The sequence below is a fragment of the Type-C symbiont of Plautia stali genome, assembly GCF_059730935.1.
Genome location: NZ_AP035923.1, coordinates 2,161,270 through 2,175,010, shown reverse-complemented (window position 1 = coordinate 2,175,010; position 13,741 = coordinate 2,161,270). Strand labels below are relative to the sequence as shown.

The following is a 13,741-nucleotide window of genomic DNA, read 5'->3' as shown; positions in this document are numbered from 1 at the left end:
GTATATCATCGCTGCTTCTTTGCTCACCAGCGGTGAGCGGTTTGTTTAACGATCAGAGAGACTTTGTATGCTGGTGAAAACCGCGCTGCTGTTTTTTATCACTGCGATTGCCGAGATCACCGGCTGTTTTCTGCCGTGGCTGTGGCTGAAGCGCGGCATGAGCGCCTGGCTATTGTTACCGGCCGCAGCCAGCCTGGCGCTGTTTGTCTGGCTGCTGACCCTGCATCCGGCAGCCAGCGGCCGGGTATATGCGGCTTATGGCGGCGTGTATGTGTTAACGGCGCTGATCTGGCTGCGGCTGGTCGATGGCGTCAAACTGAGTGCGTGGGATTGGGTCGGTGCGCTGGTGGCGTTCAGCGGCATGCTGATTATCGTTATCGGCTGGGGCAAGGCCTGAACCGGCCGCGCAGGGCGACCCGACGGGCCGCCACGCGCAGCTTGCTTATCCTTTGAACACTTTCAGTCCGGCGGTGGTTTGCGTCACCGGCATGATTTCCAGCGTGTTGATGTTGACGTGCTTCGGCAGCGTGGTCACCCAATAGACCGCTTCCGTCACGTCTTCCGCCGTCAGTGCAGTGGTGCCTTCATACACCGCATCCGCGCGGCCATCGTCACCTTTGAAGCGCACGTTCGAAAACTCGGTGCCGCCCACCAGGCCAGGCTCGATATCGGTGACGCGCAGCGCGGTGCCGTGCAGGTCGGTGCGCAGGTTGAGGCTGAACTGGCGCACAAACGCCTTGGTTGCCCCGTACACGTTGCCGCCGGCGTACGGCCAGCTGCCGGCAATCGAGCCAATATTGACGATGTGACCGACGTTGCGCTCTACCATGGCAGGCAGCACGGCGCGCGTCATATACACCAGCCCTTTGTTGTTGGTGTCGATCATATTTTCCCAGTCTTCAACGCTGGCTTTATGCGCCGGTTCGACGCCCAGCGCCAGCCCGGCATTGTTCACCAGCACATCGATATCACGCCATTCGGCGGGCAGGGCGGCGATGGCTTCTTCGATAGCCGCGCGGTTACGCACATCCAGCTGCACGGTGTACAGGTTGTCGCCCAGTTCCTGTTTTAATTCCTGCAAACGCTCAGCACGGCGTCCGCTGGCGATCACTTTGTGACCTGTAGCAATGAAGCGGCGGGTGATACTTTGACCAAAACCGGCGGTCGCACCGGTAACAAAAATAATCATCTCACTGTTCCTTATACGATTGCAGGTTCTCTGCCACACCTTAGCATTAACCCCGCAGCGGCGCTCATGAAAAGCGTGAGCGGCGTGTTGCAGAATCTTTCCTGCACGTTTGCGGTGCAGCCCTGCACCATGATCGTGCCCGATCAGGCACCTTTTCCCGGTGTAAAACGCCAGCACAATGCGCAAAGGCAATACCACGAACAGGCAATCGGTTACGCATACGATTGCCTGCAATTTTTGCGACGATAATCGCGCTGAAATTGGGTATTTATCTGAATTTAAAGTGATTGTTGGGTTGACTTGCCTGGCATGCGGTTTGCAATATCTTTGCTATATCTATCTGAAACCTGCATTACACCCTGAAGGAAGCGTCATGTCTGACTCCGTTGTAACCCGTCTGCGCGCCAGTTTTTTTGATTTTCCCGCGCTGGCCGACCAGCCCGATGGCCTCGCCGACCAGGCACGCTACCTCGAAGACGGTCTGCTAACGCTGCGCGACGGCAAAGTGGTGAGTCTGGAGCGCTGGCAGCCGGCACTTCAACACCTTGAATCAACGCAGGTGATCGATCTGCGCGGCAAGCTGATCCTGCCGGGGTTTGTGGATACCCATATTCACTATCCGCAGACCGAAATGATCGGCGCGTTCGGTGAACAGCTGCTGGAGTGGCTCAATCAGTACACTTTTCCGGTCGAGAGCCAGTACCACTGTGCGGCGCACGCGGCGCGCATGTCAGCGTTTTTCCTGCAACAGCTGCTGGCCAACGGCACCACGACTGCGCTGGTGTTTGGTACGGTGCATCCGCAATCGGTAGACGCGCTGTTCAGCGCCGCCGAACAGCTGGAGATGCGGCTGATTGCCGGCAAGGTGATGATGGATCGCCACGCACCGCCGGAACTGACCGAAACGCCGGCGCAAAGTTATCAGCAGACGCGTGAGCTGATTCAGCGCTGGCACCAGCGCGGGCGTCTCGGTTATGCGCTGACGCCGCGCTTTGCGCCGACCTCATCGCCGCAGCTGCTGGAAAAAGTGCAGCAGCTGAAAAACGAGTTTCCCGATACCTGGCTGCATACCCATCTCAGCGAAAATCAGCAGGAGATCGCCTGGGTAAAAACGCTGTTTCCCGCCCATGATGGCTATCTTGATGTGTATCACCAGCATCAGCTCACCGGCAAACGCAGCGTATTTGCCCACTGCCTGCATCTGGAGGATCGCGAATGGCAGTGCCTGCACGACACCGACTCGGCGATGGCCTTTTGTCCGACCTCCAACCTGTTCCTCGGCAGCGGGCTGTTCAATCTTAAACGCCGCTGGCAGCAGCGCGTGCGCATGGGCATGGGCACCGATGTTGGCGCCGGCACTACCTTCAATATGCTGCAGACGCTGGGTGAAGCCTATAAGGTGGGGCAGCTGCAGCAGTACAAACTCAGCGCTGCAGAAGCGATTTACCACGCTACGCTGGGCGGCGCCCATGCGCTGGATCTTGATGACAAAATCGGCAACTTCAACCCCGGTAAAGAGGCAGATTTTGTGGTGATCGATCCTGCCGTATCACCACTGCAGCAGCTGCGCATGGCCAACAGCGACGATATCCATCAGCGTTTGTTTGTCCTGATGACGCTGGGTGATGACCGTAACATCGCGCAAACCTGGGTCAACGGTAAGTGCGTGTGGCAGCGGGAAAGCCATACGCACGCGCAAGGTTGTTGCCAGGCGACGAAACTGCCAGGATAAAAGCATCCCGCCGCAGGTGGCTGCGGCGTTGCTGATTATCAGGAGCGATAATGACTTCACGTGCCAATCCGTTTTTTAACGTCAGCCCGTTGCCGTACCAGACACCGCCGTTTGATCTGATCGACGAAGCGCATTTCCTGCCGGCGCTGGAAGCCGGAATTGCCGAAAAGCGCCAGGAAGTGGCGGCCATCGCCAGCAACCCCGAGCCGGCAACCTTTGCTAATACCTATGAAGCGCTGGAGCGCAGCGGTAGCCTGCTAAATCGCGTGTACCCCGTTTTTGCCGCGATGACCTCAGCCAATACCAGCGAGCGGCTCCAGCAGGTTGACGAGCTGATCACCCCGCAGCTGACGGCGCTCAATGACGAAATCTACCTTAACCCGGCGCTGTTTGCGCGGCTCGACAGCGTGTATCAGCAGCGCGGTTCGCAGTGCCCGGATGCCGAAGCGATGCGTCTGGTGGAAGTCACCTGGCAACGCTTTCAGCTGGCCGGCGCCAGCCTGAGTGAGAGCGATAAAGCGCAACTGCGCGCCTGTAATCAGGAGCTGGCCAGTCTGGGCACGCGTTTCGGTAACCGGCTGCTGGCGGCAACTAACGCCGCCGCTTATACCGTCAGCAGCGCGGCGGCGCTGGACGGCCTGTCGCCGGCGGCGCTGGCACAGGCGAAGGACGCCGCCGGGGCGCGCGGGCTGCACGATGCATGGCTAATCCCTCTGCAAAATACCACCCAGCAGCCGGTGCTGCAGTCGCTGACGGTGCGCGCCACGCGCGAAGCGCTGTATCAGCAGGCGCTGACGCGCAGCGAGCAGGGTGACGACAACGACACGCGCGCCATCGTATCGCGCATGGCGCAACTGCGTGCGCAGCAGGCCAGTCTGCTGGGCTTCGACAGCTTCGCAGCATGGAGCCTGCAGGATCAGATGGCGAAAACGCCGGAAGCCGCCCAGTCCTTTATGCGCAACATCGTGCCCGCCGCGACGGCGCGCGCCGGGCGTGAAGCGGCGGATATTCAGCAGCTGATCGCCGATCAAAACCACAGCTTCACGCTGCGCGCCTGGGACTGGAATTACTACGCTGAGCAGGTACGCACCGCGCAATACGCGCTGGACGAAGGGCAAATCCGCCCCTATTTTGAGCTCAACACTGTACTGGAAAAGGGCGTGTTCTGGTGTGCCAGCCAGCTGTATGGCATTCGCTTTGAACAGCGCCACGATCTGCCGGTCTACCATCCGGACGTCAATGTTTATGAGATTTTTGATGCCGACGGTGCACCGTTAGCGCTGTTCTACACCGATTTCTTCACGCGGGATAATAAGAGCGGTGGCGCATGGATGGGCAATTTCGTCGACCAGTCGACGCTGCTGGAAAGCCGGCCGGTGATTTACAACGTCTGCAATTACAGCAAGCCGCAGCCCGGTCAGCCGGCACTGCTCAGCTGGGATGAGGTGATCACGCTGTTCCATGAGTTTGGCCACACGCTGCACGGCCTGTTCGCCACCCAGCGCTATGCCAGCCTGTCCGGCACCGCCACACCGCGTGATTTTGTCGAGTTTCCGTCGCAAATCAACGAACACTGGGCCAGTCAGGATCAGGTATTTGCCCACTATGCACGTCATTATCAGACCGGTGAAGCGATGCCCGCTGCGCTGCGCGACAAAATGGTGCGCGCCGCGAAATTCAACAAAGGCTATGACATGACCGAACTGCTGGCGGCGGCACTGCTTGATTTGCAGTGGCACTCGCTGTCACCGCACGATAATCCGCAGGATGTCAGCCATTTTGAGCAGCAGGCGCTGGCGGCGGAGAATATTGCCCTGAGTGCCGTGCCGCCGCGCTATCGCTCCAGCTACTTCCGTCATATCTGGGGTGGCGGCTATGCGGCCGGGTATTACGCCTATATCTGGACGCAGATGCTGGCCGACGATGGTTATCAGGCGTTTGTCGAGCGGGGCGGTCTGACGCGCGAAAATGGTCAGCGCTTCCGTGAGCAGATTTTGTCGCGCGGTAACAGCAGCGATCTGCAGCATCTGTGGCTGGCCTGGCGCGGTAAAGCGCCGGACATCGGGCCGATGCTGAAACACCGCGGCCTCGACGAGGCGTAACGCGCCGTAACCGAAGGGCCAGCCAGCGGTGCAGCTGGCTGGCCTGCACGCTTATCCCAGCGGACCGCCTTCAATGGTGTCACACATGCCGGCCAGCACGCGCTCGCCGGTTTCCTCTTTCAGTCCGGCATACCATTCCGCGGTGACCGCCGCATCTTTGGCGTGGGTGACATCACAACGCTTGCGCGCTTTCAGCACCAAATCACGGGTGCGCTCGACGCGCCGCGCCTCATAGCGCAGCAGGCCGTCCTCAATGCCCAGCGAATGTGCAGTCAGGGTTTGCGCCAGTACCACCGCATCTTCCATGGCCGCACAGCCGCCCTGACCGATATCCGGCGTGGTGCTGTGTGCCGCATCCCCCAGCAGCGCCACACGCCCTCTGACAAAGCGGCTGAAGGGTTCGATATCATGAATCTCCACGCGATTGGTGGTTTGTGCGTCAATGCTGGCGATCAGCCGCTGGACCGGTTCGGCCCAGCCGGCAAAATAGCCGCGCAGATCGTCTTTCACCGTTGCGCGATCCTGCGCCAGCCCTTTCGGCAGCGGGACATCAAAGAAAAAGTAGAAGCGGTTACCGCTCACCGGCATCAGCGAGACGCGCTTGCCCTCGCCGACAAACGTGGTCCACTGATCGGCGGGCGCGATGCTCTCATCGATGGTGACCAGGCCATTCCAGTTAACGTAGCCTGCGTAGCGGCGCTCGACGTGTTCGCCCAGCACGTGATGACGAATCACCGAGTGGGTGCCGTCGGCGGCCACCATAAAATCCCCTTCAGCCTGGCTGCCGTCATCAAACCAGGCGGTCACGCCGCTGGCATGCTGCTCCACCCGTTCAACGCGTTTGCCAAAGCGGATGCGTTCGCGGCCGTAGCTGTCGATCAGCAGCGCCTGTAACTCTGCGCGTGCGACCGGATAAGGATACTCGCCGACCTGCTGCACCAGCGGTGACAAACTGAAGCGGGTCAGGGTGCTGCCGCTGTGGCCATCGTTGTAAGCCATAAACGCCATATTGCCGCCGAGCGCGCGCAGCTGTGCCTTGAGACCCAGCGCATTGAGGCACTTCACGCCGTTAGGCCAGATAGAGATGGCCGCGCCGACCGGTTTCATCTCTTTCACCGCTTCATACACTGCGGTGCTGAAACCCGCTTTTTCCAGCGCCAGCGCCGCGCTCATGCCGCCGATACCCGCTCCAATCACAATCGCTTTCATTACCGTCTCCTTTACTGTGCACCCTAAACCCTGCAACTTTTGTACCATCTTGCAGGGCCAGGATGGCAGTGAGTTAAAGTATTGAAAATAATGATTTATATTCTGGTTGGGTCATGCGCTGCTTCGGCAATGGGCGCAGATGCTGCACCTTAACAGGGCATCACCCGGGGGAAAGTGAACCAAAGGTTTCACGCTGGCAATCATCCGGCCAGCGTTCATACTCTCTACATCCATCCTGCGAGGACTGAATGATGAAATGGATAATGATGTTATGGCTGCTGGGCAGCCTGAGCGCAGCGGCGCAAACGCCGTGGCAGCCGGAGAGAAAAGGGGATTTGCCGCAGCTCACGCCGGTAGCAGCGAAGTGTGATGTCTCTTCCTGTCAGCAGAACTGTTACGTGCAGCAATCGCAGTGCAAGAATGACAACGGCGGCGGCTGTGGCTCGCTGGCGCAGATTTGCGTACAAAACTGTGCCAGCCAGTGCCGCTAGACCGTTTACGGATCGTCTTTGATACGGCGATCTATGGCGAAGGGAGCGGAGGTCGCTGTGGCAATCAGCGCGGCCGCGCCCGGATGATCGGGGTTAAACAGCGCATTATCTTCGCCGGTGAGGATGCTGGGCACCGTCATCAGCAGGGGAAAGCCGTTGTGCGGATCGAGAAACGCCGCGCCGATGGCCTGCGTCTCCTCCTGCTGCTGATATTTTTCCCAGCCGGCCGGCAGTTTACTGCTGTCGAGGGCGATGATGTCGGATTCCGGTACCGCCACGGTAAACACCACAAAGCGGCTTTGCTCCAGCAGCGTTTTCCCGGCGTGCACCACCAGTTCCAGCGTCGCCAGCGCTTTAGAGCTGCTTAGGTAAACCGCTTTCATCCCGGGCGGATTCCAGCGGCCACCCCATTTTTCTGCGCCAGCACCGTTAAACGCCTGGCTGGCGTACTCCGCTTTGACAATACGATAGAACACCCTGACGGGTGCGGCCGGATCCTTCCGTCGTGTCATCAGACAATCACTCCGTGCTCCAGGCGACCAATCAGCGTCAGCACCGCATCGCAGCCGGCGGGCGTACTGAGCATGTTAATCGGCTGCGCGTTGTCGAGCGCCAGTGCGGGCTGATACATCCAGTGCATCGCCACTTCCGGATCGCCAGCGAACAGTTGGATCACCGCATCCAGCACTTCAAACACCTGATAGATGCGTGCACCCTGTTCGACCGAGAGCTGCGATCCGGACTTCTCGCGGCGCCGGTAGGTGTTACGGTCAATCGAGACCATTTGCGCGATGTCGATCGGCGTCGCTTTCAGAATCGTGGCGGCGCGTTCGACAATGCCGACATCCATGCCGTCGGTGATCAACTTATGCGCCTTAAGCCGGTTACGCGGCAGCCCCATCTGATCCATAAAAGAGGGGCGGGCGTGCTGAATCAGCGACGGATCAAAGATGTGCGATCCGCTGGTGGGATTAAAAGCCGATGCGGTGGACATCACAACCTCCTGATAATGTTCATGTGAACATTTTTATGCATCAAGTGTACAGCATTTGCCCGCCGGTGTCATGGTTTGTTCACGCCGCACCGCCATTAACTGGCGGTGCGCCAGATGTCGCTCATCGCCAGCTCAAGTTTTTTAAACAGCCGGTAGCGGGTGTCATGGAACGCGAAGCGCGCCGCGCGGGGCTGCAGCGCCTCCGGCGCAAGGGTAACCGCCTGCTGCACGGCGGCAGCCAGATTCGGCCACTGACCCACGCCCACGCCCGCACACAGGGCCGCACCCAGCGCCCCGGTTTCGTGGCAGGTTGCGACGCGAATCGGCATCCCCAGCACATCCGCAAACATTTGCGGCCAGACACTGCTGCGTGTCGCGCCGCCGGAGAGCGTGGCCTGGTTGACCGTAATGCCGGCCGCGCGCAGCCGGTCAATGTGCGCCCGGTGGGCAAAGGTCACGCCTTCAAACAGGGCAAACAGCATGTCAGCGCGCGTATGCCAGCCGCCGAGGCCGTAAAAGCCGGCTTTGGCGGGTTCGGCTTTCCGCCCTGAATAGAGGTAAGGGTGATACAGCGGCAACTGCGCGTCAGGCCTGACCTGTGCCACGCTGTCGCTGCTGCGCGCCGCGCCCTGGCCGGCGCGGCCATCATCAAATTCACGCAGGAACCAGTCAAGATTGGCGGCAGAAGTGGCGCTGGCCTCGATCGCCATGTAGCGGTCGTGTTCGATGATCGAATTCATAAACACCGGGCGCAGATAATCAGGTTTGTCGACCACCACCTGATTGATGCTCCAGGTACCGGCGACAATGGAGGCCTCACCGCAGTTCACTACGCCCGAGCCGACCGCGCTGGCAACCACGTCAAACATGCCGGCCACCACCGGGATGCCGGCCGGTAAACCGGTGAGCTGTGCCGCCCGGGCCGAGACCACGCCGGTGACCTCGCAGGATTCACGCAGCGGTGGCAGCAGGGCGAGCGCCTCTTCGATGCCGTACAGCGCCAGCAATTCGCCACTGTAGCCGCGCTGGCGGTAATCAATCAGCCCGGCACCGGCGGCATCCGAATAGTCCGCGCTGACGTTGCCGCACAGAAAATGGGCGATGACATCTTTGGCACACAGCAGATGGCCGATCTGCGCCCAGCGTTCCGGCTGATGCTGACGTATCCAGCCGATCAGCACCGGTGTTGCGGCGGGCCACGGTTTTTGCAACGACAGCGCGTAAATCTGCTGCGCCGCACCGCTGGATTCCAGCGCCTGTACCGTGGCGCTGGCGCGATGATCAATCGACTGGATGCCAAACAGCGGGCGCTGCTGACGATCCAGCGCATACAACCCGTTGCCGTGTCCGGCGGCCCCGACGGCAATCACTTCGCTGCCGCGCGTGCCGGCTTGCTGCAGGCAGCGACTTACCGCGCTGCTGACGCCGCGCCAGATATCTTCAACTGGCCGTTCAGCATAGCCTTCCTGCGGCTGATGCGTTTCGCCGGCGCACTCCGCTACCGACAGCACGCGGCCGCTCAGGTCAAACAGTACCGCTTTGATCATGGTGTTTCCGGCATCGATGCCGAGAATCTGGCTCATATCCGACTCCGTTTCAGGCGAAGACGGCGCACCGCTTAAGCGCCGGTGCAGGTCACGCTTAACCCTGCTGGTAGATGTCCAGCGCATCCGCGCCGCTGACACCCTGATGAATAATCGCCATCAGCGCGCTGACCACGCGTGATGGATTATCATGTTGATAAACGTTGCGGCCATACACCATGCCGCTGGCACCCTGCGCCATCAGCGCGGCGCTTTTCGCCAGCACCGCGCCCAGTTCCCCTTTGCCGCCGCCGCGCACCAGCGTCGGACAGCGCGCCGCCTCCACCACGCGATGGAAATCCTCTACGTTGTCCGTGGGGTCGGCTTTAATGATGTCGGCGCCCAGCTCCCGCGCCAGACGCACCAGCGGCACGATTTGTCTGACGTCACCCAGCGAGCCGTACGCCGCGCCCTGGCCGGCGGGGGCCATCACCAGCGGCTCCACCATTAGCGGCATGGCATAGCGATCGCAGGCATGGCGCAGGCGGCCAATGTTCTCCACGCACATGCGAAAAATGCCCGGTTCATCCGGGATCTGGTAGAGATTGACCACCACCGCGGCGGCATCCATCTGCAGCGCGGCAAGAATCGGTGCCTCCGGATTATGCAGTACCGCCCACATCTCGCGGTGGCGCGCCGCGTTATAGGCATTGCCGACGTCGGTGCGCATCACCAGCGCCGGTTTGCGCCCGGCAACGCGCTGCAGCAGATCGGCCTGACCATAATTGACCTGGATCGCATCCGGCTGTGCGGCAATCAGGTTGCGCATCACGCTTTCAATATCTTCCAGCCCCAGCAGAAAATCGGGCTCGTTGGCGATGCCATGGTCGATCGCCACATCCAGGCACTTGCCGTGGTGAAATAACCGGTTGAGGCGAACTTTAGGGGTGAGTGACATCCTGAACTTCCTCCTGTGAAAACGCGGATGCGAGCGCGTGCAGCCCATGGCGCTGCGCCAGGCTGATTGCGGTGTGCTGCAGATGTTCAGCGCGCTGGCTGTCCTGCCAGCCGAGCGAGTCGGCCAGCAGCTGCGAAATTTCCTGCATGAGCGGCGGCGTTAATTCACCGCAGATAGCCAGCGACGTGCGGCGCACCAGCACATCTTCCAGCTGGCACACCTGTTCATGCTCAATCAGATAGCGCAGTTCGGTGGCACTGTAACCGGCATGATGCTGCAGCGGCTGTTCGCCGTGCTGCTGAATCTGCTGCAGCAGCGGCAGGGCCCGGCTGCCGTAGCGTTTCGCCAGTTGCGTCACGCGCGCCAGCGGAATGTCATATTGCTGCGCCAGCGCACTGAGCCAGGCGGGCTGGGCGGACGGCGCCGGAAAATCCCGGCCGCCGCCAATCGGCAGGTCGCTGCTGGAGACGCGACGCTTTTCTCCCAGCAGGCGCAACACGCGGTCGGCGGCCTCTTCCCCGAAGCGGCGGAAGGTAGTCCATTTACCGCCGACCAGACACAGCGTGCTCCAGGCGCGCGCGTGGTCTGGCGGCAGCAGCACCAGCGAATGGTTACGCGAAATCTGACCATTAACTTTGGCCTCGCTGGCCGGCAGCGGGCGCACGCCGCAGAAGGTGTAAACCACCGCGGATGCTGGCACCACAATGTCAGGAAACACAAAGCGCAGCGACTCAAGGATGTAAGCCTGCTCTTCGGCTTCGCATACCACGCTATCAGGGTCATCAACGCGGATATCGGTGGAGCCCACCAGCACTTTGCCAAACCAGGGAAACATGATGCACACCCGGCCTTCCTGGTTTTCGAAATAGACCATTTCACCGTCCAGCATCTGTAACAGCTGGGGATGATCGAGGATCAGGTGCGATCCTTTGGTGCCGCCTATCAGTCTGGTGGGTGGTGAATGCACGGCCAGCTGCTGATTCAGCTGGTCGATCCACGCGCCGCCGGCATTGACCAGCACGTGCGGCTGCAGGCTAAAGCGCTCACCGCTCAGCGTATCTTCCAGCAGCACCGTCTCGTCGCTAGCGCTGACCACCCGCAGATAATTGAGCGCCAGCGCCTCCGGGCAAGCGCGTTCCGCATCTTCAATCAGCTCAAACCCGAGTCGCTCCGGCGCGCTGATCCACGCATCGTAGTAGCTGGCGCTGTATTTCACCCAGGGCGCGAAGCCAGGCCAGCGATCGCGCGTGGCGGCTTCGTTACGCAGCTGGTGGCGCGGCATAGCGCCATACTGTCGCGTGTAGAGGTCGTACAGGCTCAGGCCGGTTTTGATCAGCAGCGCGCCGCGCCGGGTGGGCTTATCGCTCAGGCGCAGGAAACGTCGCGTGGCGTTAACCAGTCCACCGCCGAGATTATCGATCGGTACGGTGGTACGCAGCGGAAACACATAGTGCGCGGCGTTTTTCAGCAGGCGATCGCGCTCCATCACCGACTCCTTCACCAGGCCAAACTCGCCGGTCTCCAGATAGCGCAGGCCGCCGTGAATCATGCGCGACAGCGCGCCGCTGGCCGCCTGGCACCAGTCACCTTTCTCCACCAGCACCGCAGGAATGCCCTGTAATGCCAGCTCACGAAAAGTACTGATGCCGTTGATGCCGCCGCCGACGATCAGCACCGGCAGCGAACTGTGCGCGCGCAGGCGGCTAAGCCGTTGTTCGCGGGTCAAAACCTGTTCCATTGTCAGCTCCTTGCGATGAACGCTTACTTGTCAAAGGTATAGGAGCGGGCGCAGCAAACGGCAAATCAGGTCATACAGGATGTGATTTTGTTCACTACCAATGAGAATTGTCGGGAAGCCTGGCAGGGGTAACGATATACTGCCGGTCAGACATCATGGTTAACCTGCAGGAAAAGGAATTTTCATGTTTTCATGGGCCCGATTAAGCGCACTTGCGCTGCTGGTCAGCGGCAGTGCGCTGGCAACGACATCACCAGACAGCATCATTAAACCGCTGATGCAGCAGTATCAGATCCCCGGTATGGCGGTGGCGATTCTGCACGACGGCAAAACCGAATTTTATAACTACGGCGTGGCATCGAAAGAGAGCGGACAGCCGATCAACGAGCAGACGCTGTTTGAAATCGGCTCGCTGAGTAAAACGTTTACCGCCACCTTAGCCAGCTATGCGGCGCAGCAGAACAAACTGAAATTCAGCGACGCGGCCAGCCAGTGGCTGCCGGAACTGAAAGGCAGCGCTTTTGATCGCGTCTCGCTCCTGAATCTGGCGACGCACACCAGCGGCACGCCGCTGTTCGTACCGGATGACGTAACCAACACCCGCGAGCTGATGCGCTGGTACAAACAGTGGCAGCCAGAGGCCCAGCCGGGCACGGTGCGGGTTTATTCCAACCTCGGTATCGGTATGCTCGGCATGATTGCGGCTAAGAGTCTGCATCAGCCATTCATCAGCGCGATGGAAAAGCAGCTGCTGCCGGCGATGGGCATGACGCACAGCTATGTGCAGGTGCCTGCATCGCAGATGGGGCGCTACGCCCAGGGTTATAACAAGCAGGATCGCCCGGTGCGGGTGACGCCAGGCCCGCTGGATGCGGAATCCTATGGCCTGAAATCCACCTCTGCCGATCTGATTCGCTGGCTGGCCATTCAGCTGCAGCAACAGCCGGTCGCGCCCGCATGGCAACAGGCGGTGGCCGCGACGCATCAGGGCTATTACCACACCGAGGCCGCTTTTACTCAGGCGATGATGTGGGAATATTACCCGCTGCCGGTGACTACGCAGCAGCTGGTGGATGGCAACAGCGGCGCGCGCATCATGAAGGGCATGAAAGCCACGCTGATTACGCCGCCGCAGGCTGCGCCGCAGCAGGCGTGGTATAACAAAACCGGCTCCACTAACGGATTCGCCACCTATGCGGTCTTTATTCCGTCGCAGCGGGTTGCGCTGATTATGCTGGCAAATAAGTGGTTCCCGAATGACGATCGGGTGGTGGCTGCGGAAAAAATCATCAGCAACATCGGGAAGGGCGAATGATCACCATCAGAGCGCTGCGCGCAGAAGATTTTATGCCGTGGCTGGCGCTGTGGCAGGGCTATCAGCGCTTTTATCAGACTACCATTGACGATAACACCACCGGCGAGAGCTTCCGCCGCTTGCTGTCCCGCGCGGAACCCATGCACTGTCTGGTGGCCGAGCAGGACGGCGCGATGGTTGGGCTGGTGCATTTTCTTACCCATCGCTCAACCTGGACCCAGGGCGACTACTGCTATTTGCAGGACCTCTACGTCAGCGAGGCCGCGCGCGGTCTGGGCGCCGGCAAGGCGCTGATTCTGGCGGTCTATGAACAGGCAGAGAAGCTCGGCTGTTCGCGCGTTTACTGGCTGACGCAGGCGTCTAATAGCCACGCGCGGGCGCTGTACGATCGGCTGGCGCAACAAACCGACTTTGTGCAGTACCGTCATTTATTCGATCAGCCATAATTTTCCCGGGCTGCCATGGAGGGTGGCCCTCGCGTGCCTGATCA

Annotated in this window: 14 protein-coding genes; 7 read left to right on the top strand and 7 right to left on the bottom strand. The window is 60.4% G+C overall.

All coding sequences use genetic code 11. The annotated features are described in order from the left end of the window. Window positions 1-70: 70 nt before the first annotated feature. Window positions 71-397 carry a YnfA family protein gene (locus AC6I7J_RS10190; protein WP_031279118.1) on the top strand — a complete coding sequence of 109 codons (327 nt, stop codon included), beginning with the start codon at window positions 71-73 and terminating at the stop codon, window positions 395-397. 45 nt (window positions 398-442) lie between these two features. Here AC6I7J_RS10190 and ydfG read toward each other — a convergent pair whose 3' ends face one another. Then, a complete protein-coding gene (gene ydfG, locus AC6I7J_RS10185) occupies window positions 443-1,189 on the bottom strand; it encodes a bifunctional NADP-dependent 3-hydroxy acid dehydrogenase/3-hydroxypropionate dehydrogenase YdfG (RefSeq protein WP_010618462.1) in 747 nt (248 codons plus the stop codon). A gap of 66 nt (window positions 1,190-1,255) precedes the next feature. Here ydfG and AC6I7J_RS10180 point away from each other — a divergent pair, with 66 nt between their 5' ends. The 3 genes from AC6I7J_RS10180 (at window position 1,256) to dcp (ending at window position 5,023) form a co-directional block, all read left to right on the top strand. Beyond that, window positions 1,256-1,438, top strand: a complete 183-nt coding sequence (locus AC6I7J_RS10180) for a hypothetical protein (protein WP_498005565.1) — start codon at window positions 1,256-1,258, stop codon at window positions 1,436-1,438. 124 nt (window positions 1,439-1,562) lie between these two features. After that, entirely contained in the window at window positions 1,563-2,921 is a 1,359-nt protein-coding gene (gene guaD / locus AC6I7J_RS10175) for a guanine deaminase (protein WP_498005563.1), read from the top strand. A 50-nt stretch (window positions 2,922-2,971) separates the two neighbouring features. Next, complete coding sequence (dcp, locus tag AC6I7J_RS10170) at window positions 2,972-5,023, top strand: peptidyl-dipeptidase Dcp (protein WP_498005561.1); 2,052 nt, start codon at window positions 2,972-2,974, stop codon at window positions 5,021-5,023. A 51-nt stretch (window positions 5,024-5,074) separates the two neighbouring features. On the opposite strand, the gene hpxO is transcribed toward dcp, so the two are convergent. Beyond that, window positions 5,075-6,232 (bottom strand): FAD-dependent urate hydroxylase HpxO, encoded by a 1,158-nt coding sequence (gene hpxO, locus AC6I7J_RS10165; protein ID WP_021506065.1) that lies wholly within the window; start codon window positions 6,230-6,232, stop codon window positions 5,075-5,077. Window positions 6,233-6,480: 248 nt separating this feature from the next. On the opposite strand from hpxO, the gene AC6I7J_RS10160 reads away from it, so the two are divergent. Next, entirely contained in the window at window positions 6,481-6,723 is a 243-nt protein-coding gene (locus tag AC6I7J_RS10160; RefSeq protein WP_369974293.1) for a hypothetical protein, read from the top strand. 5 nt (window positions 6,724-6,728) lie between these two features. Here AC6I7J_RS10160 and AC6I7J_RS10155 read toward each other — a convergent pair whose 3' ends face one another. The 5 genes from AC6I7J_RS10155 to AC6I7J_RS10135 all read right to left on the bottom strand — a co-directional run bounded on the left by AC6I7J_RS10155 (window position 6,729) and on the right by AC6I7J_RS10135 (window position 11,936). After that, on the bottom strand, window positions 6,729-7,235 hold the full coding sequence (locus AC6I7J_RS10155) for an RES family NAD+ phosphorylase (protein WP_031279110.1): 507 nt from the start codon (window positions 7,233-7,235) through the stop codon (window positions 6,729-6,731). Then, the gene (locus tag AC6I7J_RS10150) at window positions 7,235-7,717 is read right to left on the bottom strand and encodes an Xre family toxin-antitoxin system antitoxin (RefSeq protein WP_498005559.1); all 483 of its coding nucleotides are present in this window, start codon (window positions 7,715-7,717) and stop codon (window positions 7,235-7,237) included. The genes AC6I7J_RS10155 and AC6I7J_RS10150 overlap by 1 nt, the downstream gene beginning before the upstream one ends. Window positions 7,718-7,812: 95 nt before the next feature. After that, window positions 7,813-9,300, bottom strand: coding sequence for an FGGY-family carbohydrate kinase (locus AC6I7J_RS10145; protein ID WP_498005557.1), 1,488 nt, complete (start codon window positions 9,298-9,300; stop codon window positions 7,813-7,815). A 58-nt stretch (window positions 9,301-9,358) separates the two neighbouring features. Continuing rightward, window positions 9,359-10,198 (bottom strand): class I fructose-bisphosphate aldolase, encoded by an 840-nt coding sequence (locus AC6I7J_RS10140; protein ID WP_021506060.1) that lies wholly within the window; start codon window positions 10,196-10,198, stop codon window positions 9,359-9,361. Beyond that, on the bottom strand, window positions 10,182-11,936 hold the full coding sequence (locus tag AC6I7J_RS10135; RefSeq protein WP_498005555.1) for a glycerol-3-phosphate dehydrogenase/oxidase: 1,755 nt from the start codon (window positions 11,934-11,936) through the stop codon (window positions 10,182-10,184). Before AC6I7J_RS10135 ends, AC6I7J_RS10140 begins: the two co-directional genes overlap by 17 nt. A 184-nt stretch (window positions 11,937-12,120) precedes the next feature. Between AC6I7J_RS10135 and ampC the strand changes: the two genes are divergently transcribed. Both ampC and AC6I7J_RS10125 read left to right on the top strand, forming a co-directional pair. Next, window positions 12,121-13,251, top strand: a complete 1,131-nt coding sequence (gene ampC, locus AC6I7J_RS10130) for a class C beta-lactamase (RefSeq protein WP_058774688.1) — start codon at window positions 12,121-12,123, stop codon at window positions 13,249-13,251. After that, complete coding sequence (locus AC6I7J_RS10125) at window positions 13,248-13,697, top strand: GNAT family N-acetyltransferase (RefSeq protein WP_021506057.1); 450 nt, start codon at window positions 13,248-13,250, stop codon at window positions 13,695-13,697. The genes ampC and AC6I7J_RS10125 overlap by 4 nt, the downstream gene beginning before the upstream one ends. The last annotated feature ends 44 nt before the right edge of the window (window positions 13,698-13,741 follow it).

Coding starts and splice junctions, on each gene's coding strand:
- ydfG (WP_010618462.1), bottom strand. CDS start 1,189: ATGATTATTTTTGTTACCGGTGCGACCGCCGGTTTTGGTCAAAGTATC.
- AC6I7J_RS10180 (WP_498005565.1), top strand. CDS start 1,256: ATGAAAAGCGTGAGCGGCGTGTTGCAGAATCTTTCCTGCACGTTTGCG.
- guaD (WP_498005563.1), top strand. CDS start 1,563: ATGTCTGACTCCGTTGTAACCCGTCTGCGCGCCAGTTTTTTTGATTTT.
- dcp (WP_498005561.1), top strand. CDS start 2,972: ATGACTTCACGTGCCAATCCGTTTTTTAACGTCAGCCCGTTGCCGTAC.
- hpxO (WP_021506065.1), bottom strand. CDS start 6,232: ATGAAAGCGATTGTGATTGGAGCGGGTATCGGCGGCATGAGCGCGGCG.
- AC6I7J_RS10160 (WP_369974293.1), top strand. CDS start 6,481: ATGATGAAATGGATAATGATGTTATGGCTGCTGGGCAGCCTGAGCGCA.
- AC6I7J_RS10155 (WP_031279110.1), bottom strand. CDS start 7,235: ATGACACGACGGAAGGATCCGGCCGCACCCGTCAGGGTGTTCTATCGT.
- AC6I7J_RS10150 (WP_498005559.1), bottom strand. CDS start 7,717: ATGTCCACCGCATCGGCTTTTAATCCCACCAGCGGATCGCACATCTTT.
- AC6I7J_RS10145 (WP_498005557.1), bottom strand. CDS start 9,300: ATGAGCCAGATTCTCGGCATCGATGCCGGAAACACCATGATCAAAGCG.
- AC6I7J_RS10140 (WP_021506060.1), bottom strand. CDS start 10,198: ATGTCACTCACCCCTAAAGTTCGCCTCAACCGGTTATTTCACCACGGC.
- AC6I7J_RS10135 (WP_498005555.1), bottom strand. CDS start 11,936: ATGGAACAGGTTTTGACCCGCGAACAACGGCTTAGCCGCCTGCGCGCG.
- ampC (WP_058774688.1), top strand. CDS start 12,121: ATGTTTTCATGGGCCCGATTAAGCGCACTTGCGCTGCTGGTCAGCGGC.
- AC6I7J_RS10125 (WP_021506057.1), top strand. CDS start 13,248: ATGATCACCATCAGAGCGCTGCGCGCAGAAGATTTTATGCCGTGGCTG.